Below are 20,923 nucleotides of genomic sequence, written 5' to 3' on the forward strand. Positions count from 1 at the left end.
TTGAATAAATAGGGTCTATTAATAAAATGCGCGTTCCCAATGCAGCGTTAAAATAGAAGCGTCAGTTTCGGCGTTATAGGTTTTCCCTACCTCAATAAAACCCTGCTTACGATAAAAGTGATAGGCGCGCAGATTCTGTTGGTAAACCTCTAATGTTAACGCGCGGTAGTGCTGTTGCGCGTGGTCCATTAACGCTTTACCCACGTTATGACCATGATAAGGCTGTGCGACAAATAATGCCCCTACCAGTTTTTCTTCCAAGATACTGATAAACCCAGCAATGGGGTTGTTCTCGTCGCAGGATGCTGATAACCCTTCCTGCGGGCAATAAACCCACGTTTTTGCCGCAGGAAGGTAGGTATCGCGTACCAACGGGGCGCTCTCGTGCCAGTACTGCTCTGCCACAAAAGGATGGGCGGCAATGGTACTGGACAGCCACAGTTGCATGAGGGCATCAAGATCGTCCGGTTGATAATCTCTAATCATTTTGCTGTGTTATCTGGGTGGCAGAAACAGCTTGCTAGATGATCGTTCACCAAACCACTCGCCTGCATAAACGCATAACAGATGGTGGAACCGATAAACTTAAAGCCACGTTTTTTAAGGGCTTTTGACATAGCATCAGAGGCAGGTGTGTTGGCCGGGCACTCTGACAGGGTCCACCAATGATTCACCTTGGGTTCACTATCGACAAAACTCCAAATAAAGCGCGAGAAATCCTCACCGTTCGCTTCCATCGCCAAATAAGCTTGGGCATTGGTAATAATGGCCTGAATTTTACCTCGGTGACGAATAATGCCACTGTCTTGCACTAAGGCTTCAATGTCATCCGGCCCCATTTTTGCCACCCGAACGGGGTCAAAATGATGAAAGCACTTGCGATAATGTTCACGTTTCTTCAGCACCGTTATCCATGAAAGCCCAGCTTGTTGGCCCTCTAGACAGAGCATTTCGAACAGCGCTTGGTTATCGGTGCGCGGTATTCCCCACTCGGCATCATGATAAGCAAGATAGAGTGGATCAGAGGTAACCCAACCGCAGCGTTGTAACTCCATAGTCGTACTCCATTTTGGTGCTGAATTTGGCAACGATAGTCGCTGTTCAGTGAATGATATGCAACCTCTCTATTTTATTTCTGACGTTTCTTGCTGAAATAGGCATTTGTACAATAATTGATCTGAGATTGGTTTTGAATTCTGTTTTTAATCAATTAATTAGCACTATTATGAGGTACATATATGAATGTTAGAAATCTTAGTCTAGCCACGATTATCGCTATTGCGCTGTCTGCTATTTTATTTATGGGTATCAGTCCTGCTTCTGCGCAGCATTGTGCGGGTTACCACGACATCATTGATGATGATTGTGTGTTGGAACCCGGTATGGACAGTTGCGAACCTGATATTTTTGGTAAAAACGCCAAAATAGGGCCGGTCATGGCATCTAACAGCGATATTCCGCGTTTTTTATCGCCGCCACCAATTGTTTGGTAGCGGGAAAATTGAATCGTTAGCGCTATTTTTCACGTCAATTCGTATGTGTGACTGGATTCTGGCTGTATATCTTACGGTCAACGGGTATACTGCCTCATTCTATTTTAATCCACTTGTTCGCGTGCGAATCCAACATGCAAAAGTTTGATACCAAGACCTTTCAGGGCCTGATCCTGACGTTACAGGACTATTGGGCGCGCCAAGGCTGCACCATCGTTCAACCACTGGACATGGAAGTCGGTGCGGGTACATCTCACCCAATGACCTGCTTGCGCGCACTTGGCCCAGAGCCAATTGCTGCCGCTTATGTACAACCTTCACGCCGCCCGACCGATGGTCGCTACGGTGAAAACCCAAACCGCCTGCAACACTATTACCAGTTCCAGGTGATCATTAAGCCATCGCCAGACAATATTCAGGAGCTGTATCTAGGCTCGCTGAAAGAGCTGGGTCTGGACCCAACTATCCATGACATTCGCTTCGTCGAAGATAACTGGGAGAACCCAACCTTAGGGGCTTGGGGTTTGGGCTGGGAAGTGTGGCTTAATGGGATGGAAGTGACGCAGTTCACTTACTTCCAACAAGTGGGTGGTTTGGAGTGTAAACCGGTCACAGGTGAAATCACCTATGGTCTGGAGCGCTTGGCGATGTACATCCAAGGCGTAGACAGCGTTTATGACCTGATCTGGTGTGATGGTCCACTGGGTACCACCACCTACGGTGATATTTACCATCAGAATGAAGTGGAGCAATCCACCTATAACTTCGAATATGCCGATGTGGACTTCCTGTTCTCCTGCTTTGAGCAGTATGAGAAAGAAGCCCAGTCGCTGCTAGCACTAGAAGTTCCGCTGCCATTGCCGGCTTACGAGCGTATTCTGAAAGCAGGCCATACGTTTAACTTGCTGGATGCGCGTAAGGCCATCTCAGTGACTGAGCGCCAGCGTTACATTCTCCGTATTCGCACACTGACCAAAGCTGTCGCCGAGGCGTATTATGCCTCCCGCGAGGCATTAGGTTTCCCGATGTGCAAAAAGAATCAGAACTAAGAGGCTGTCATGACTCAACAGACTTTCCTGGTGGAAATCGGTACGGAAGAGTTGCCGCCGAAGGCTCTTCGTTCTCTGGCCGAAGCTTTTGCTGCTAATTTTACCGCCGAGCTGGATAACGCTAATTTGCCTCATGGTGAGGTGATTTGGTATGCCGCACCGCGTCGTTTAGCGGTAAAAGTGATGAACTTAAGTGCTGCACAAGCGGATCGAGAAGTTGAAAAACGCGGTCCAGCCATTGCACAAGCATTTGATGCAGAAGGTAAACCGAGCAAAGCGGCTGAAGGTTGGGCGCGCGGTTGTGGTATTACCGTTGATCAGGCTGAGCGTCTGGTAACAGATAAAGGCGAATGGCTGCTGTATCGCGCTCATGTCAAAGGGCAATCCGCACAGCTTCTGTTAGCGGATATGGTCAATGCTGCACTGAGTAAGTTGCCGATCCCTAAACTGATGCGTTGGGGTGATAAAGAAACGCAATTTGTTCGTCCAGTTCATACCGTCACCCTGCTATTAGGCAGCGAATTAATTCCTGGCACTGTTCTAGGTATCGATTCAGACCGCATTATTCGTGGTCACCGCTTTATGGGTGAAGCTGAATTTGCGCTTGAGAGTGCCGATCAATACCCGCAAGTCCTGTTGGAACGCGGCAAAGTGATTGCCGACTATGAATTGCGTAAAGCGATGATTAAGCGTGATGCAGAATTGGCGGCGCAGAAAATTGGCGGCGTGGCTGATCTGAGCGAAAGCTTGTTGGAAGAAGTGGCATCACTGGTGGAATGGCCGGTGGTACTGACGGCCAAATTTGAAGAGAAATTCTTGGCTGTCCCTGCGGAAGCGCTGGTGTACACCATGAAAGGCGACCAGAAGTATTTCCCTGTGTATGACACAGCCGGTAACCTGCTGCCAAACTTCATTTTTGTGACCAACATCGAATCCAAAGACCCTCAGCAGATCATTTCTGGTAACGAGAAAGTGGTGCGTCCACGTCTGGCTGATGCGGAATTCTTCTTTAATACCGACCGTAAAAAACGTTTGGAAGATAACTTACCGCGTCTGGAAACCGTGCTGTTCCAACAGCAACTGGGTACGCTGCGCGATAAGACGGATCGTATTCAGGCGTTGGCAGGTTGGGTTGCTGCTCAAATCGGTGCTGATGTTAGCCATGCTACTCGTGCTGGCTTGCTATCCAAGTGTGACCTGATGACCAATATGGTCTTCGAATTCACTGACACCCAAGGTGTGATGGGGATGCACTACGCTCGTCACGATGGTGAAGCTGAAGACGTCGCGGTGGCGTTGAATGAGCAATATCAGCCTCGTTTCGCGGGTGATGATTTACCGTCAAATCCGGTTGCCTGTGCACTGGCGATTGCCGATAAGATGGACACGCTGGCCGGTATCTTCGGTATCGGTCAACACCCGAAAGGCGATAAAGATCCATTTGCGCTGCGCCGTGCTGCTTTAGGTGTGTTGCGTATTATCGTCGAGAAGAATTTGCCACTGGATCTGCAAACGCTGACCGAAGAGGCCGTGCGCCTGTACGGTAGCAAGCTGACCAACGGGAAAGTGGTCGATGAAGTGATTGAGTTCATGCTGGGCCGTTTCCGTGCTTGGTATCAGGATGAAGGTCATAGCGTCGATACCATCCAAGCGGTACTGGCTCGTCGCCCAACCAGACCGGCTGATTTTGATGCTCGAGTTAAGGCAGTAACCTATTTCCGCACACTCGATGCTGCTGCCACGCTGGCTGCGGCGAACAAACGTGTCTCGAATATTCTAGCGAAATCGACAGATACGCTGAATGACCACGTTCGTGCCTCAGTGTTAAAAGAGCCTGCTGAACTGAAACTGGCGACTCATCTGGTTGTCTTGCGCGATAAGCTTGAACCGGTCTTTGCTGCCGGTCAATATCAGGAAGCACTGGTAGAACTGGCTGCGCTGCGGGAAACGGTCGATGAATTCTTCGATAGCGTGATGGTGATGGCAGAAGACGATGAAGTTCGGGTTAACCGATTGACATTGTTGAGTAAGTTACGCGAATTGTTCTTGCAGGTTGCCGATATTTCGCTGTTACAGTAAAGCATGTACTTGGCTCGTCACAGGGGAGCGTATATCGCTCCCCTTAGCTATTCTTATCACTGGTATGAGGTGATAAGCGTGGAATTTTGTGAAGATAAGTACCCATTACAGGAGTAGTTTCACATGACTTTTACATTGAATTCGGTTCGTTATTCACGTTGGTTAGCGCCATTTTTAGCGTTACTGGTCGTGTTTCAACTCACTGCTTGCGGGGATAAAGAGCCAGAGCAACGTAAGGCATTTATTGATTATCTGCAAAACACGGTGATGCGTAGCGGGATGAAGCTACCCACGCTGAGTGAAGACCAGAAGCAGAAGTTTGGCCCTTATGTCAGTGATTACGCGATTTTAGTCACTTTTTCGCAGCAATTGACGAAATCTGTGGATGCGAGCCTGACGCCAGCTATTGCACAAATCAATGAGATTCGTGTGGCGCAAGATTATCTTAATAAGCGTGATGCGTTGCAGCAGTCAGCAGGGGCGTTAAACCTGTTGGTGCAACAGATTCGCACGGCGAAAGCACAAGCTGATAACGCGGTTGCCGCGTTGAAACAGCCTGATGACTTGAAAGCGGTGTTTAGCAAAGCCTTTGATAATGTGGTGACTCAGCCTGCCAATGTGCTGATTCCTGCGATTCCGGTGGTTTCTGCTTTTGTGCAAGATTTAGTGCAAGTCGGGGATTTCCTGCAACAGCAGGGGACACAGGTCACCTTTAATAATGGTGGTATTCAGTTCCAGACCCCGCAGCAAGCCGCGTTGTATAACACGATGATGACTAATTTGGTTGCTAAGTATCCAGCGATGATGGCGGCACAAAAGAGTGTGATGAGTGTTATTCAGTGAGGGGTTTAATTTGATTTAATTGAATTAACTTAAATTGAATTGAATTTTTGATCGGATCTGGTTTTCGAACGGTGATCGGTTCGGTTGTTATCACTTCAGTGTCTACCTTGCCTCTGATGCCTCAACCGCCAATGGGGTCACAAGCGCGTGACCCCCTTGGAACCCCCGCGCTAGCGCACGTATCGCTTGCCTGCTTTGCAGGTTCCCTCACTCATCATTTCGGCTGACGGACGGCTTTACGCGGGTCCCTCCGCGCGACGCCTAAAACGGGCGTCCTGCCCGTTTTCCTTGCCTTCTCTCTTCATTCGGCAGCTCAAATGTGCTTTAAACTTCAAGATCAAAACCATGGTTTTTGGTTTGTGTGTTATGTCTTTTGACCTTGAGCGCAATCAGAAAAATTGCCGACAAAGATTGCAGGCCGAATGAGCCGCATGGACGCGGCGAAAGGGGCTGCCGAGCTGGGAGCGAGTCAGCGCCGATTCGATAAGCCTGCGAGCTGCCGGAGGGGATGGCGAAGCCACAATATTTCGCGCAAAGGCGCGGGTGTTGGGCCGCCGCCCTGCGGCCCGACTCGGTTGAGGCGACACAGGTAAAGTGATCACCGAGCGAATATCAACCGAAATCAGATCCAGTCCTCAACCGAACCGTTCACCTAACATCAACCGAAACCAGATCCAATCCTCAACCGAACCGATCACCGACGCCTATCAACCGAAACTAGATCCAGTCCTCAACCAAACCATAATCCGCCCCAACAATTCCCCTCCCTAATGGTTGCCATAAACATATATTGACGGCAAAATAGCCGACCTGACACGCTCTTACTGGCATTCTGCCTGAGCGATGCCCTTTTTTTACGTTTATAATTAATAGCTTAATCTATGCAAACTTCATTATCACCCGCGACGCGTTTAGGTCGACGGGCGCTTTTATTTCCTCTTTGCCTGGTATTATTCGAATTTGCCACTTATATCGCCAACGATATGATTCAGCCGGGAATGCTGGCGGTAGTGGCCGATTTTAATGCCAGCGTTGAGTGGGTGCCGACCTCTATGACCGCTTATCTGGCCGGTGGTATGTTCCTGCAATGGCTGCTTGGCCCGTTGTCAGATCGCCGTGGGCGTCGTCCCGTCATGTTGTTCGGGGTCGCCTTCTTTGTGGTCACCTGTCTGGCTATTTTGCTGGTCAATAGCATCGAGCAGTTTATCGCCATGCGCTTCCTGCAAGGGATTAGCCTGTGCTTTATTGGTGCGGTCGGTTACGCCACGATCCAAGAGTCATTCGAGGAAGCGGTGTGTATCAAGATCACCGCGCTGATGGCGAATGTGGCCCTGATTGCACCATTGCTTGGCCCGCTAGCCGGTGCGGCACTGATCCATGTCGCGCCTTGGCAGTGGATGTTTGTGCTGTTCGCCGCCCTCGGTGCCATTTCATTTGTGGGGCTGTGGCGTGCCATGCCAGAAACGGCATCGCTGAAAGGCGAGAAATTGTCAGCCGCCGCCATGTGGCACGATTATAAGCAAGTGCTCGCGAATCGCCGTTTCCTGTGTGGCTCGCTCGCGTTAGGCTTTGCCAGTCTGCCGTTGCTGGCGTGGATTGCACAATCGCCGGTTATCTTGATCAGTGGCGAGCGGTTATCGACTGTCGAATACGGGGTCTTACAGGTGCCGATTTTCGGTGCGCTGATTATTGGTAACCTGACGCTGGCGAAGTTAAGCGGCAAGGTCAGCATTCCACGGCTGATCCGCTACGGCGCTGGCCCGATGATTGTCGGTTTGGTGATTGCCGCAGCTTCCACGCTTTATTCATCCCATGCGTATCTGTGGATGACCGCAGGGCTAAGTCTGTATGCCTTTGGTATTGGTTTGGCGAATGCCGGTTTAGTGCGACTGACGCTGTTTGCCAGCGATATTAGTAAAGGAACGGTGTCTGCTGCGATGGGGATGATCAGTATGATGGTCTTCACCTTCGGTATTGAGTTTGCCAAACTGGCTTACCTGTGGGGCAACAGCGGTATCTTCAATTTGTTCAATCTGATCAGTGGATTGCTGTGGTTGAGCTTGGTGATGATATTTATTCGTCGCCAACCAGAAACATTAGCCACAGAATAAGACGGCGCGACATCGTCAGTTTCCCCTCGGAATAGATGATATTCCGAGGGGAGCCCCCTGCTTACGATTTTCTCGATAAGCAGGCCGAGCCATACTTTAATGCATGGCCGAAAACAGCCCGCTATCGCGTAATATATGGTCGTTTCCTCGCCGGCGGGTAAACCCACTGCGGTCAAAGAATTCGAGGATTTGAATCGCCAGTTTACGGCCGACCCCCAACCGATCACGAAAATCGGCTGCGCAGGCGCTGCCTTGAGTGCTATCCAGCTCACGGACCAAATCGGCAAACTGCTCAATGCGCTGACTGAGATAGTAACGATCTGGCACGATGGCGGTGATGTGGCCCAGTTGCGCGGCTTTACGCAGTAACGTGCGCATGTCGCCTTCATCCATATGCAGTTCAGCCGCTAAATCACGCACCCACCAAGGGGCATCGGCGAAATAGGGGGCAACTTGCTGCCATTGCGCCTCTTCCTGAGCGGTAAAGCCTAGCCCGTGTGTGGGCAGATGCAGCCAGCCACGGGTATTTTTTAATGTTCCCTGCACGAGCAGGTTATCCATTAAGCGAAAGACCAGTCCTTCGTCCAGCGTCGGCAATGCCATACGCCGCAAACGCGCTCGCCCAAGCCCCATTTGATCGCCATGCTGTTGATGATAAAGACACAGAACGTGCAGTAGGGTTTGCTGCGCCTGTTGCGCATGGGGTTGTGACAGGATGATATCGCCAGCGACAATGTTATCCGTATCAGCCAGTAATGCCGCCATATCCACATCAGTCAGTTGGCGTGCCCAACTGAAACTGCGTAAAGAAAGCGGCCCTTGCGCCAAATGCAGATCGAGCACATCACGGTCAGTATGCGCCTGTGCTAAAGCCGTTAACCAAGCCAAATAGGCCGGTTGCCGCTTACCGCGTTTGGGCACCGCCAGATGAATCACCCGCGCGCCACCCAAGGTTTTCTTCGCGGCAATGTCACGCAGAATCAGGCGATCATTCTCCGCCAGCCACAGTGGGGTATCTAATAGCAGCTCAGCTAAAATCAACGGTGGGGAGTCAGTGACGCTATTCCCATCGGCAGGGAGGCCGTTAGAAAGATCGGTATCATGTGGTGCCGTGAGCAGTGAAAAACGCCCAGTAATATGGCTAGCCGCATGATGTAGATGCAAGGGCTGCCAGTGTTGTATGGGGACATCAGCATCGACGACAACCAATACACGATCCACTGGCTCGGGGGGCTGCTGGGTTAACAACCAGTCGCCACGATTGATCTGCTCTTTGCTGATATCACCGCTGATATTCAGGGCAATACGTTGGCCTGCTTGCGCCTGTTGAGTATTTTGATTTTGAGCGTGGATCCCCCGCACCCGCACGGGGCCATTGCTGCCGGTCAGCCACAAGGTATCACCCACGGCGACTTTGCCCGCCAGCGCAGTACCGGTGACCACCAAACCAGCCCCTTTCACGCTAAATGCACGGTCGATAGCCAGACGAAAACGCCGTTGTAACCGGTTATTGTCGGTATTTTGCTGGTGACAATGGGCCAAATGATCGCGCAACGCACTGATACCCAGATCAGTGGTGGCGGCAGTGACAAACAGGGTGACTTGCTCTGCTTGCCAGCCTTGGGCAGTCAGTTCAGCCATGACTTGCTGGCGCACCTGTGCAATACGGTCATCATCAACCCGATCCGCTTTGGTCAGTGCCACCGTCAGTGTGGGGTGACCCGTCAGCCGTAAAATCGCCAAATGCTCGCGGGTTTGCGCCATAACGCCATCATCGCAAGCCACAACCAGCAACGCATGATCGATACCGCCCACACCGGCCAGCATATTGGCTAAGAACTTCTCATGGCCGGGGACATCAATAAAACCGAGAATATTGCCATCAGGTTGCGGCCAGTACGCGTAGCCCAGATCAATGGTCATCCCGCGCTGTTTTTCTTCCGGCAAGCGATCGGCATCAACCCCAGTAATCGCCTGTAAAAGTGTGGTTTTGCCATGATCGACATGGCCTGCTGTCGCAATAATCATCGAGCCAATTCCCTGAGCAACGCCGTTTCATCCTCCAAACAGCGCAAATCTAACCATATCCGCCCGTCAGCCACACGGCCAATAACCGGCTTATTTAACCCGCGCCAATGTGTGGTCAGCGCTTCTAGCCTGCGCCCGCTGCCGTCGTTAGGCGTAAAGGTGACGGCCCAACTGGGTAACCGGTCAACCGGTAACGAACCGCTGCCTATCTGGGACCAACAAGGCTCCACCGCCAACGTAAAATCAGCCGCATAATGGGGTGCCAGCGCGGACAGGACTCGCTGTGCGCTTTCGGCGATAGCCTCGGCTGGACGAGTCAATAACCGCAAGGTCGGTAGCCTTTCGGCCAGTTTATCGGGTTGTTGATAAAGGCGTAGCGTGGCATCGAGTGCGGCTAGCGTCATTTTGTCCACCCGCAATGCGCGTTTAAGCGGATGCTGCTGTAAGCGCTCAATCCACTGTTTTTTACCGAGAATAATCCCCGCTTGCGGCCCACCCAGCAATTTATCACCCGAGAAGGTGACGAGATCGACACCGGCTGCAATCAGTTGCTGCGGCATCGGTTCTGCCGGTAAGCCGTAACGGGTCATGTCCACCAGCGAACCACTGCCGAGATCTGTCGCCGTCGGGATGGCAAACTCCTGCCCCAATGCCGCCAATTGTTGCTCGGCAACGGCGGCGGTGAAGCCCTCGATACTGTAATTGCTGGTGTGTACTTTCATCAGCAGGCCAGTGTGTTCATTGATAGCCTGACGGTAATCTTTGAGGTGCGTGCGGTTGGTGGTGCCGACTTCAACCAGCTCACAGCCCGCTTGGCGCATCACATCAGGGATACGAAACGCGCCGCCAATCTCCACCAGTTCACCGCGCGAGACGACAACCTGCTTACCTGCCGCCATGACCGTGAGCATCAAAAAGACCGCTGCCGCATTGTTATTGACGATACAGGCATCTTCCGCGCCGGTCAGTTCGCAAAGTAAATCCGCCACTGCCCGATCGCGATGACCACGACTCGCGCCACTCAGGGAATATTCCAACGTGACTGCACCGCGCATAGCATCATTCACGGCCGTAATGGCGGATTCGGCCAGCGCCGCACGACCCAAATTAGTGTGCAGCACGGTACCAGAGAGGTTAAAGACGGGTTTTAACGCGGGTTGACGTTGGTTCAATCGTTGGCGCAGCGCGGTTGGCCAATCTGCACACCAATCCGCCAGCGAATGAAACTGGCTGATGTATTCACGGGCTTCGCTTTGCATCTGGCGCAAAGTCTCGGTCAACAATGCGGGGCCATATTCATCAAGCAAAGGAGCCATTTCTGGCTCCCGTAACAGCCAGTCAATGGCCGGTAACTGTCGGTAAAGAGTGTGCGGTTCAGTGCTCATCATCACGCCGGTCGCCAAGTCGGGAGAGTCGGTTATTCTCCGGGAAACAAGAATGGATTGATACTGCTGCGCGCAAAACCTTCGCCTTCCATTTTAGCGTCGAGAATGAGCGAGGCCAGATCGTCCGCCACAGCTTCGACCAACGGGTCTTTTTCCTGATACAGAATTTTCAGGTAAGTCCCGCAATCACCACAGCTTTCTGCTTTCACGGCCGCCTGTTCGCTGTCTAGCGACCAATAGTTCAAATCCCGCGTTTCTTCGCAGTTGCTGCACTTAATCCGTACCACGTGCCACTCGCTTTCACACAAATTACAGTGCAAATAACGCAAGCCATTATTCGTGCCAATATGGACCACACTGGACACCGGAATGCTGCCGCACACGGGGCAAAACTGACGATGCTCGCCATATTCCGCGCGTGCTTTACCAGGGATTTGGCTCGCCATCTGCGCCCAGTACAATGATAACGCGGCCCAGATAAATGGCGCTTTTTCGCTGCCGATCTGGCCAAATTCGCGATTTAGCAGCGCATCGGCGTAAAGTTCCAGCTCATTGACTGACGCTTTTTCCAGATTATCCAGCACCGCCAAAATATGATCAGGGGCATCGGGGCGTAGTTCAGCAATCAACGCGGACAGCAGCGTGCGCCAATGTTCCGTACGTGGAAAGACGCTGACATCCAGTGGCGGTTTACCGCTGGCCGCTGATTGTTCCAACTCAGCTTTCATGTCCAACACCAGCGGGTGGTCATACAACGCTTTTTGCTGTGCTTGGGTAATTTTCGCCGCGAAATCCAGATAATCAGACAGGGGGTTATCCAACGCGAGTTGCTGTAAACGTTCGGTGCGCCGGGTATACAGGCTTTTTAAATTCGCGAAAAGTAACGGCGGGATATTCCCCGCCGTCGTACCTCTTTCGCTTTGTTTGCCCAGTTGATCTTTAGGGACAATGCGAATACTCATCAGGGTTTCTCTTCCTGTTTTTTCTGAAGTTGCCGTTTGGCATTCACCTCACGATACCAGCGAGGATGGTGTTTTTTCGCCCATGCCGCTGGCACCCAACCTTCCACCATCGCAGTAATGGTGCCCTTCACCCACAGAGCAGCATAGATATGCACCATAATCACGAGAATCAAGCCCACCGCCGCCAGCGAATGCACTAACAGCGCCAGACGAATCAGCGGGATCGGGAATGAAGGCGCAAAGTAAGGCCGCCAAATCACTACGCCACTGAGCAGCAGCAGTACCAGACTGATAATAGCAGCCCAGAAGACGCATTTCTGCCCAAAATTATAGCGCCCCGTGTCGCCGACTTCCTCATTCATGGCGATTTTGTGGATATTTTTAGCCCACTCCAGATCTTCCCTGTTAATCAGGTTGTGTTTCCAGTAGCGGAAAAACATGATAAGGAAAGCGGCGAACATAATCACCCCCGCGAAGGGGTGAAGGATGCGCGCCAACTGTGGCGTACCAAAAATATTCATCAGCCAGTTAAATGACGGGAAGAAGAACCCCAGTCCACTGATCGCTGCCAACATAAAGCAGAAGGCGACGATCCAGTGGTTGATACGCTCCGGCGCACTGTAGCGCTGGATCCGTTTTTCTTTTTTCATTTGCGTGTCTCCCCGTCGTCAGCATGCTCCGCGGTGGTCTGCTCTGGTGCCTTGTCGGTCGTGTCAGAAGGTGTGGCATCTGGCTTATCGCCTTCGTCCTCTTCTTCTTCCTCAACCCGATTCGGACCCACTCCCACGTAGTGGAAGATACTGGCGGCAAAGGTGGCAGCAAAGCCGACCGCTGCCAGCGGTTTCCAGATGCCCTTCCAGAAGGTGACGGTTGGGCTAATGGTTGGGTTTTCTGGCAAGCCATGATAGAGCTGAGGTTTATCCGCATGATGCAGGACATACATCACGTGCGTACCACCCACGCCCGCGGGGTCATATAACCCTGCGTTTTCAAAGCCACGCGTTTTCAGTTCTTCGACTCGACCAGCCGCCACTTCTTTCATCGACTCTTTGGTACCAAAGTGAATCGCGCCCGTCGGGCAGGTCTTCACGCAAGCAGGTTCTTGGCCCACACCCACACGGTCAACGCACAGGGTACATTTGTACACCCGATTGTCGTCTTTGTTCATGCGCGGCACATCGAACGGGCAACCGGCGATGCAGTAGCCACAACCAATACAATGTTCTGATTGGAAATCGACGATACCATTCGCATATTGAATGATAGCCCCTTCCGACGGGCATGCCTTCAGGCAGCCCGGATCAGCACAGTGCATGCAGCCATCCTTACGGATGAGCCACTCCAACTTGCCGCTCTCTTCGTCTTCAACTTCAGAGAAACGCATGACCGTCCATGATTTCGCGGTCAAATCGGCGGGGTTATCGTACACCCCGACGTTATGGCCCACTTCATCACGGATATCGTTCCACTCCGAACAGGCCACCTGACAGGCTTTACAGCCAATACAGGTGGTGACGTCGATAAGCTTCGCCACCTCTTCTTGATGGTTACGATCCTGTGGCGGCGGCGTAAGGGAGTTGGTGCCGGAGCGCCGGATAATGTCTTGTGTTTGCAGTGACATAGGTTCTCTCCGTTACACCTTTTCCACGTTGACCAAGAACGCCTTGAACTCTGGCGTCTGCGTATTGGCATCACCGACAAACGGCGTCAGTGTGTTAGCCAGGAAGCCTTTTCTCGCCACACCCTCGAAGCCCCAGTGAATCGGGATACCGATGGTGTCCACTTCCTGTCCGTGGACATTCAGCGTGCGAATACGCTTAGTCACGACTGCCTTGGCTTTGATATAGCCACGGTTAGAGCTGACTTTCACGGTATCGCCCTGCTTGATACCTTTCTTCGTCGCCAGTTTTTCGCCAATTTCGATAAATTGTTCCGGCTGAGCGATGGCATTGAGCAACGCATGCTTGGTCCAGTAATGGAAATGCTCGGTCAAGCGATACGTCGTACCGACATACGGGAATTGCTCATGCGATCCCATCGCGGCCAAATCGTCTTTAAAGACGCGAGCGGCCGGGTTGGAAACCACATTCGGGTGCAGCGGGTTCGTCCCCAGCGGCGTTTCGAATGGCTCATAGTGCTCAGGGAACGGCCCTTCCGCCATTTTGTCGATGGCAAACAGGCGGCCCATCCCTTCAGGCTGCATGATAAACGGCCCAACATCACTGTCCGGCGCGGCTGCGCTGTAGTCAGGGATATCAATGCCGGTCCACTTGGCACCGTCCCACTCCAACAGCTTGCGTTTCGGATCCCAAGGTTTACCTTGTGGGTCAGCAGACGCACGGTTGTACAGAATGCGGCGGTTAAGCGGCCATGCCCATGCCCAACCTAGCGTGTTGCCTAAGCCTGACGGATCGGCGTTATCACGGCGTGCCATCTGATTACCGGCTGGCGTCCAGCTACCAGCAAAGATCCAGCAACCACTGGCGGTGGTACCGTCATCACGCAGGTGTGCGAAGGTACTGAGTTGTTCGCCTTTCTTGACCAGCACTTTGCCATCAGCATCAGTGATATCGGCCAGCGCGCGACCATTGCTCTCCATCGCCACTTCTTCTGGCTCTGGGTTGTCCGGTGTCAGGTAATCCCAAGTCATATTGAGCACTTGTTCTGGCACTGCACCCCCTTCGCGGCGGTACATCTCACGCAGACGGCTAAAGATACCCGCCAGAATGGCACCATCGTTCAGCGCTTGCCCTGGGGCATCTGCACCTTTCCAGTGCCATTGCAGCCAGCGACTGGAGTTAACGATAGAGCCGTTCTCTTCCGCAAAGCAGCTTGACGGCAAGCGGAACACTTCCGTTTGAATTTTCGATGGATCGACATCGTTAAATTCGCCGTGGTTTTGCCAGAAGTTCGCGGTTTCCGTATTGAGCGGGTCAATCGTTATCAGGAACTTCAGTTTCGACAGGGAAGCCGCCACTTTGTTTTTGTTCGGGAACGAGGCCAACGGGTTAAAGCCTTGGCAGATATAGCCATTCACTTTGCCCTGCGACATCATTTCGAAATACTGCAAGACGTCGTAGCCTTTATCCCACTTCGGCAACCAGTCGTAGCCCCAGCCGTTTTCCTTCTGGGCGTTATCACCATAGAAACTCTTCATCAAACTGACGAAGAATTTCGGGTAATTACCCCAATAGTTTACCTGCCCCGGTAACAGGGTTTTCGGCGTATTCGCCTTCAGGTAAGTCTCTATATCCGGCTGTTTTTCTGATGGCAGGTTCAGGTAGCCTGGCAAGCTTTGTGACAGCAAGCCAAGGTCAGTTAACCCTTGAATATTGGAGTGGCCGCGCAAGGCGTTAATACCGCCGCCTGCCATCCCCATATTGCCCAACAATAGCTGGATCATTGCCATGGTGCGGATGTTCTGCGCGCCGATGGAGTGCTGTGTCCAGCCTAATGCATACAGGAAAGTGGCCGTTTTATTGGGCGCGCTGGTTTCGGCGAGGTATTCGCAAACCTGCAAGAAGTCCTCTTTCGGCGTACCACAAATGCTGGATACCACATCAGGCGTATAACGGCTGACGTGCTCTTTGAGCAGGTTCCACACACAGCGAGGGTCTTGCAGGGTGACATCTCGTTTGGCAAAGCCGTTCTCGTCCAACTGATAATTCCAGCTGGTTTTGTCGTATTTGCGCGCATCGGCGTCATAACCGCTGAATAAACCGTCTTCGAAGGTATAGTCTTCTCGCACCAGCAAGCTGGCGTTGGTATAGGCTTCAACGTATTCACGGTTAATTTTTTCGTGGGTCATCAGGTACAACAATACGCCGGACAGGAACGCGATATCGGAACCGGAACGGATTGGCGTATAGAAGTCAGCCACCGAAGCAGTTCGGGTAAAGCGCGGGTCTATCACCAGCAGCTTAGCATTGTTGTGGATTTTGGCTTCCATCGCCCAGCGGAACCCCACCGGATGCGCTTCTGCCGCATTACCGCCCATGACGATAACTAAATTCGCGTTCTTAATGTCAACCCAGTGGTTGGTCATCGCACCGCGACCAAATGTTGGAGCAAGACTTGCTACCGTTGGTCCGTGTCAGACACGTGCTTGGTTGTCTACGGCAAGCATGCCGAGAGCGCGACTAAATTTTTGGGTCAGATAACCCGTTTCGTTGCTGGATGCTGACGCACACAGCATACCGGTACTCAGCCAACGGTTGACGGTCACGCCAGCATCGTTGGTCTTAATGAAGTTAGCGTCCCGGTCTTCTTTCATCAGCTTGGCAATGCGGTCAAACGCATCATCCCAAGTGATTCGCTGCCATTTGTCAGAACCTGGCGCGCGGTATTCAGGGTATTTCAGGCGGCCTTCACTGTGGATGAAATCCACCAGCCCCGCACCTTTCGGGCAAAGTGCGCCACGGTTGACCGGATGATCCGGATCCCCTTCGATGTGGAAAATACTTTCTTTGGCGTTTTTCGCGCCGTCGCCGAGGCTATACATCAACAGCCCACAACCGACAGAGCAATATGTGCAGGTATTTCGCGTTTCACGGGCGCGCAGCAATTTGTAATTGCGCGTTTCCGCCAGCGCCACTGCCGGCGCAAAGCCGAGTGCCGCAACCGTGGTTCCTGCCATACCGCCAGCACAGATCTTAAAGAACTGCCTTCTGCTGACCTGCATGGGTCTCTCCTTCATTCATCGTCACATTGTTTTACCCTTCATCTTTCAAGTGGCAGGCAGGTGGGCTTACTCGTTCATCCCGATCACTTACCGAGACAAGTTCATCGAGATTTTCTTGTTTACCGCCGTCCTGCATCCTGAAATCGATGGGGTATAGAGTTGCTATTAACCAATTTGGAATTCACGCTTCCCTCAACGAAATAGGAAGCGCTAAAATCGCTGACGCGATATCACGCTTTGCCGTGTGGGATACATATCTTTAAATAGCGATATATAGCCACACGATTCTTAATGTGAATGTTACCACATTGTGATTATGGGTTATAACTTTCAGGACCGCATAGTGAGCCAGATCAAACCTTCAGGAAATGACATCGCTAGCGAAATCTGCGGTGCAAAACAACTTAACGTGCTACAGCGCCACCAAATGGCACAGCCGCAATTGGATTGGCTGGCAGAAGAAGTGCCGGTTGCACTGGTCTACAATGGCATTTCCCATGTTGTGATGATGGCAACACCCAAAGATTTGGAGGCTTTCGCGCTGGGGTTTTCCCTATCAGAGGGCATTATCCAAACCCCACAAGAAATCTATGCGATTGATGCCACTCGCGGCTGCAATGGCATAGAAATTAACATTGAATTATCAAGCCGCCGATTCGCCGGATTAAAAGAGCGCCGTCGAGCGATGGCAGGGCGCACGGGCTGTGGTGTCTGCGGCATAGAGCAACTGGATGATATCTTCCGCCCCATCACGCCACTTCCCTTCACGCAAACCTTTAATCTGAATCAATTGGATAGCGCTCTTGCGCAGCTCAAGCAGGTACAGACGGTGGGTCAACTGACTGGGTGTACTCATGCCGCAGCGTGGATTAATCCGCAGGGTGAGTTATTAGGCGGCTGCGAAGATGTGGGTCGTCATGTGGCGCTAGATAAATTGCTGGGCATACGAGCCAAACAGCCGTGGCAACAAGGCGCAGTGCTGGTATCCAGCCGAGCCAGCTACGAGATGGTGCAGAAAACCGCTATGTGCGGCGCAGAGATTTTATTTGCCGTTTCCGCTGCCACCACCCTCGCGGTTGAGGTCGCCGAACGCTGCAATTTGACGTTGGTCGGCTTCAGTAAGCCCGGTAGAGCAACGGTCTATACTCATCCACAGCGTATTATGGAATAGAAAGACCACACAATTAGTACGGCATTGATAATCATTTTCAATATCATTTAATTAACTATAATGATCCGAATGCTTACGCGGTGCTTACTTTTTTTGCGCCGCCCTACACCTACGGAGACGATGATTATGAGTTACTCACTGCCATCCCTGCCTTATGCTTATGATGCTTTAGAACCCCATTTCGATAAGCAGACGATGGAAATCCATCACACCAAACACCACCAAACCTATGTTAACAATGCAAACACGGTGTTGGAGAGCTTCCCTGAGCTGGCAAAACTGAGTGTTGAAGAACTGATTCAAGACTTGGATAAAGTTCCTGCTGAAAAGCGCACCTTTATGCGCAACAACGCGGGTGGCCACGCTAACCACAGCCTGTTCTGGAAAGGTCTGAAACTGGGTACCACCCTCACAGGTGACCTGAAAGCCGCTATCGAGCGTGACTTCAAATCTGTTGACGATTTCAAAGCAACATTTGAACAAGCAGCAGCAACCCGTTTCGGTTCAGGCTGGGCGTGGCTGGTACTGAAAGCTGACGGCAAACTGGCAGTCGTTTCTACGGCTAACCAAGATAGCCCATTGATGGGTGAAGCTGTTGCTGGCGCATCTGGCTTCCCAATTATCGGTCTGGATGTGTGGGAACACGCTTACTACCTGAAATTCCAAAACCGTCGCCCAGACTACATCAAAGCATTCTGGAACGTGGTTAACTGGGATGAAGCTGCCGCGCGTTTCGCTCAAGCTAAATAATATCACCCATACTCTTCCTATGCCTTAAACGGCGGGGAGTCGGGATTGAATCAATGCCAGCAAGGTCATTCTTGCTGGCATTTTTTATTGTTAAAGTTTAACCAAAGCCTGCCGATAGTTTGTTCAAGAGGGATATGGGTATTTATGGCATGAATATCTGGACTAGAGTCTGGAAATGAAGCCATAAAAACGTTAGGGATAATACTCTTGCCAAGATGATCCCACGTCCAACCCGCCTCTCAACTCCTCTAATAACTAGACCTCCCCCGTTCACCTACGCTGACTAATTTGCAGCAAAGACACCGCATAATGGAGAAGAACATGGCAGCATTGAGCAGAGTTTTTAGTCACTTTGAAAACGTGAAAGTCGGTAAGAAGCTGGGATTAAGCTTTTTCCTGATGTTGTTGTTGGTTGGGCTTATCGCGGGCACAACCGCTTATCATTTTTTCGTCATCGAAGAGCATGCTTACAAAGTCGACCTGAGCTACAAAATTAATAATGAAGCCAATCAGGCAAAATATAATCGTGCACTCTATGAACGTACTTATGATCTAAAGTATATCGGCGAAAACTCACAGCACATCAACAATATAAAAGACCTTCTCGTTCAGAGTGAAAAACTTAGCTGGTCGGAATATAACCGTAAGACCATCAGCAGCATTACTGATGTGGTCGATGAATACCTGCAACAGCAGCGTAATTTTGTTAACGCTGTAGCGCATAAAGACGATGTGCGCAAAAGCTGGAACATTTCTGAAACCCAGAAAAACCTCAATGAGTTACAGCAAAGTCTGCTTAATGAAGGCGCTGATACCAATACGCAAATCCTGTTGGCGGAGATGAATCAGAAACTCATGACCGTGCGCTACAACGCGCGTGGCTTATTGCTGGATCGCAATAAAGAATCGGAATCATCGCTTCTGACATCAATCAATATTGCTAACAGTGCCGCGAATGCGTTTATGCCGGTGTTGTCCGCTGAACAGCAAAAAATATTAGCACCAGTGATAACGAGCCTCAGCACCTACAAAGATAACGTGTTGGCCTATTTACCGGCTTATCAGCAAGAGCTGGAAGTGGGGAAAGTGATGGAAGCTAACGCCAACGAGTTGAATCGGCTGGCAACGTATCTGTTTACCCAAGAACTGCAAGGCACCCACGATGAAATCGATAACGCGCAATTGCAGTTAACTCTGACAGCCATTGCCGCTCTCCTGTTTGGTTTGCTGATCTCTTGGTGGATGACTCGCCAGATTACCGTGCCATTACGTACCACGCTGGCCATGGCCGAGCGTATCGCCACCGGCGATTTAACGGCTGCAACCACGTCGAACCGCACTGATGAATTAGGCTTGTTGATGAATGCGGTGGCCCGAATGAATGAAAACTTGCGCACCATGATAGATGATATCCGCATCGGTGTGAGTCAGGTTTCTCATGCCTCTGGCGAAATTGCAGCGGGGAATACTGATTTGTCCTCCCGTACTGAAGAACAAGCCGCTGCCGTTGAAGAAACCGCTGCCAGCATGGAGCAGTTGAACGCCACTGTTAAGCAGAATGCCGATAATGCTCATCACGCCAATCAGTTGGCGACAGAGGCATCACAGACAGCGCAACAAGGTGGCAAACTGGTAAATGATGTCGTGCGCACCATGAACGATATTTCCGGTAGCTCCAAACGCATTTCTGAAATTACGACCGTGATTAACAGTATTGCATTCCAGACCAATATTCTGGCACTTAACGCCGCGGTTGAAGCCGCGCGGGCTGGCGAACAAGGCCGAGGTTTTGCGGTGGTCGCCAGTGAAGTGCGTAATCTGGCTCAACGTAGCGCGCAGGCGGCGAAAGAAATCGAAGAGTTGATTGGTGAATCTGTCTCTCAAGTGGATGCAGGGACTTCACTGGTGCAAAACGCCGGTCAGACGATGGAGAATATTGTCCGCTCTGTCACCCATGTGCGCGATATCATGGCTGAAATCTCCTCGGCATCTGATGAGCAAAGCCGTGGCATCACGCAAGTGAGCCAAGCGATTTCCGAAATGGACAGCACGACGCAGCAAAATGCCGCCTTGGTGGAAGAGTCTGCCGCTGCTGCTGATTCATTGGCAGAACAGGCTATTCTGCTGGCGCAGGCTGTCGCGGTGTTCCGATTGTCAGATGCGGAAACAAACGCCACTCAAGGGAATATCAGCGCATCAGCAACGAAAAGTCATGCGCCAACCCTACGCCCTGGCACAGACACTCGCCGTGTCAGCCAGCAAGATAATTGGGAAACATTCTAATGATCGGCTGAGCCATGTTTTGAGTGGGAGCATTTGTGAGCAGGAATAGTCAATACGCTTATTCCTGCTCATGCCATCGCGGTACTCG

16 protein-coding genes are annotated in these 20,923 nt (G+C 51.6%); 8 read left to right on the top strand and 8 right to left on the bottom strand.

Translation table 11 applies throughout. From position 1 onward, the window contains the following. Nucleotides 1–18: 18 nt before the first annotated feature. Nucleotides 19–486 carry an N-acetyltransferase gene (locus BN68_RS18520; protein WP_019212676.1) on the bottom strand — a complete coding sequence of 156 codons (468 nt, stop codon included), beginning with the start codon at nucleotides 484–486 and terminating at the stop codon, nucleotides 19–21. Further along, complete coding sequence (locus BN68_RS18525) at nucleotides 483–1,055, bottom strand: DNA-3-methyladenine glycosylase I (protein ID WP_019212677.1); 573 nt, start codon at nucleotides 1,053–1,055, stop codon at nucleotides 483–485. Before BN68_RS18525 ends, BN68_RS18520 begins: the two co-directional genes overlap by 4 nt. 183 nt (nucleotides 1,056–1,238) lie before the next feature. Between BN68_RS18525 and BN68_RS18530 the strand changes: the two genes are divergently transcribed. The 5 genes from BN68_RS18530 (at nucleotide 1,239) to BN68_RS18550 (ending at nucleotide 7,575) form a co-directional block, all read left to right on the top strand. Beyond that, nucleotides 1,239–1,493, top strand: a complete 255-nt coding sequence (locus tag BN68_RS18530; RefSeq protein WP_019212678.1) for a hypothetical protein — start codon at nucleotides 1,239–1,241, stop codon at nucleotides 1,491–1,493. Between the two features lie 134 nt (nucleotides 1,494–1,627). Continuing rightward, nucleotides 1,628–2,542, top strand: a complete 915-nt coding sequence (glyQ, locus tag BN68_RS18535; protein ID WP_019212679.1) for a glycine--tRNA ligase subunit alpha — start codon at nucleotides 1,628–1,630, stop codon at nucleotides 2,540–2,542. 9 nt (nucleotides 2,543–2,551) lie between these two features. Then, entirely contained in the window at nucleotides 2,552–4,621 is a 2,070-nt protein-coding gene (gene glyS / locus BN68_RS18540; protein WP_019212680.1) for a glycine--tRNA ligase subunit beta, read from the top strand. Nucleotides 4,622–4,744: 123 nt separating this feature from the next. Continuing rightward, nucleotides 4,745–5,464, top strand: a complete 720-nt coding sequence (locus BN68_RS18545; RefSeq protein WP_019212681.1) for a DUF3053 domain-containing protein — start codon at nucleotides 4,745–4,747, stop codon at nucleotides 5,462–5,464. Nucleotides 5,465–6,345: 881 nt separating this feature from the next. After that, the gene (locus tag BN68_RS18550; RefSeq protein WP_019212682.1) at nucleotides 6,346–7,575 is read left to right on the top strand and encodes an MFS transporter; all 1,230 of its coding nucleotides are present in this window, start codon (nucleotides 6,346–6,348) and stop codon (nucleotides 7,573–7,575) included. Nucleotides 7,576–7,671: 96 nt separating this feature from the next. On the opposite strand, the gene selB is transcribed toward BN68_RS18550, so the two are convergent. Genes selB through fdnG form a run of 6 tightly spaced genes read right to left on the bottom strand, consistent with a single transcriptional unit; the run spans nucleotide 7,672 to nucleotide 16,631 of the window. Further along, nucleotides 7,672–9,603: a selenocysteine-specific translation elongation factor gene (gene selB / locus BN68_RS18555; RefSeq protein ID WP_019212683.1), complete on the bottom strand. Its 1,932-nt coding sequence runs from the start codon at nucleotides 9,601–9,603 to the stop codon at nucleotides 7,672–7,674. Beyond that, the gene (gene selA, locus BN68_RS18560; protein ID WP_042806974.1) at nucleotides 9,600–10,988 is read right to left on the bottom strand and encodes an L-seryl-tRNA(Sec) selenium transferase; all 1,389 of its coding nucleotides are present in this window, start codon (nucleotides 10,986–10,988) and stop codon (nucleotides 9,600–9,602) included. The genes selB and selA overlap by 4 nt, the downstream gene beginning before the upstream one ends. Before the next feature lie 32 nt (nucleotides 10,989–11,020). Further along, complete coding sequence (gene fdhE, locus BN68_RS18565; RefSeq protein WP_019212685.1) at nucleotides 11,021–11,950, bottom strand: formate dehydrogenase accessory protein FdhE; 930 nt, start codon at nucleotides 11,948–11,950, stop codon at nucleotides 11,021–11,023. Beyond that, on the bottom strand, nucleotides 11,950–12,600 hold the full coding sequence (fdoI, locus tag BN68_RS18570) for a formate dehydrogenase cytochrome b556 subunit (protein ID WP_019212686.1): 651 nt from the start codon (nucleotides 12,598–12,600) through the stop codon (nucleotides 11,950–11,952). Before fdoI ends, fdhE begins: the two co-directional genes overlap by 1 nt. Next, entirely contained in the window at nucleotides 12,597–13,571 is a 975-nt protein-coding gene (fdxH, locus tag BN68_RS18575; RefSeq protein WP_019212687.1) for a formate dehydrogenase subunit beta, read from the bottom strand. The genes fdoI and fdxH overlap by 4 nt, the downstream gene beginning before the upstream one ends. Nucleotides 13,572–13,583: 12 nt before the next feature. Continuing rightward, nucleotides 13,584–16,631, bottom strand: a complete 3,048-nt coding sequence (fdnG, locus tag BN68_RS18580) for a formate dehydrogenase-N subunit alpha (RefSeq protein ID WP_145494560.1) — start codon at nucleotides 16,629–16,631, stop codon at nucleotides 13,584–13,586. A 316-nt stretch (nucleotides 16,632–16,947) separates the two neighbouring features. Here fdnG and fdhD point away from each other — a divergent pair, with 316 nt between their 5' ends. The 3 genes from fdhD to BN68_RS18600 all read left to right on the top strand — a co-directional run bounded on the left by fdhD (nucleotide 16,948) and on the right by BN68_RS18600 (nucleotide 20,835). Next, nucleotides 16,948–17,802 carry a formate dehydrogenase accessory sulfurtransferase FdhD gene (gene fdhD / locus BN68_RS18590; RefSeq protein ID WP_019212690.1) on the top strand — a complete coding sequence of 285 codons (855 nt, stop codon included), beginning with the start codon at nucleotides 16,948–16,950 and terminating at the stop codon, nucleotides 17,800–17,802. Between the two features lie 126 nt (nucleotides 17,803–17,928). Next, a complete protein-coding gene (sodA, locus tag BN68_RS18595) occupies nucleotides 17,929–18,552 on the top strand; it encodes a superoxide dismutase [Mn] (protein ID WP_019212691.1) in 624 nt (207 codons plus the stop codon). A gap of 321 nt (nucleotides 18,553–18,873) precedes the next feature. Continuing rightward, nucleotides 18,874–20,835 (top strand): methyl-accepting chemotaxis protein, encoded by a 1,962-nt coding sequence (locus BN68_RS18600; protein ID WP_019212692.1) that lies wholly within the window; start codon nucleotides 18,874–18,876, stop codon nucleotides 20,833–20,835. The last annotated feature ends 88 nt before the right edge of the window (nucleotides 20,836–20,923 follow it).

The organism is Yersinia massiliensis CCUG 53443 (assembly GCF_000312485.1).
In the GTDB taxonomy this organism is placed as follows: Bacteria; Pseudomonadota; Gammaproteobacteria; order Enterobacterales; family Enterobacteriaceae; genus Yersinia; species Yersinia massiliensis.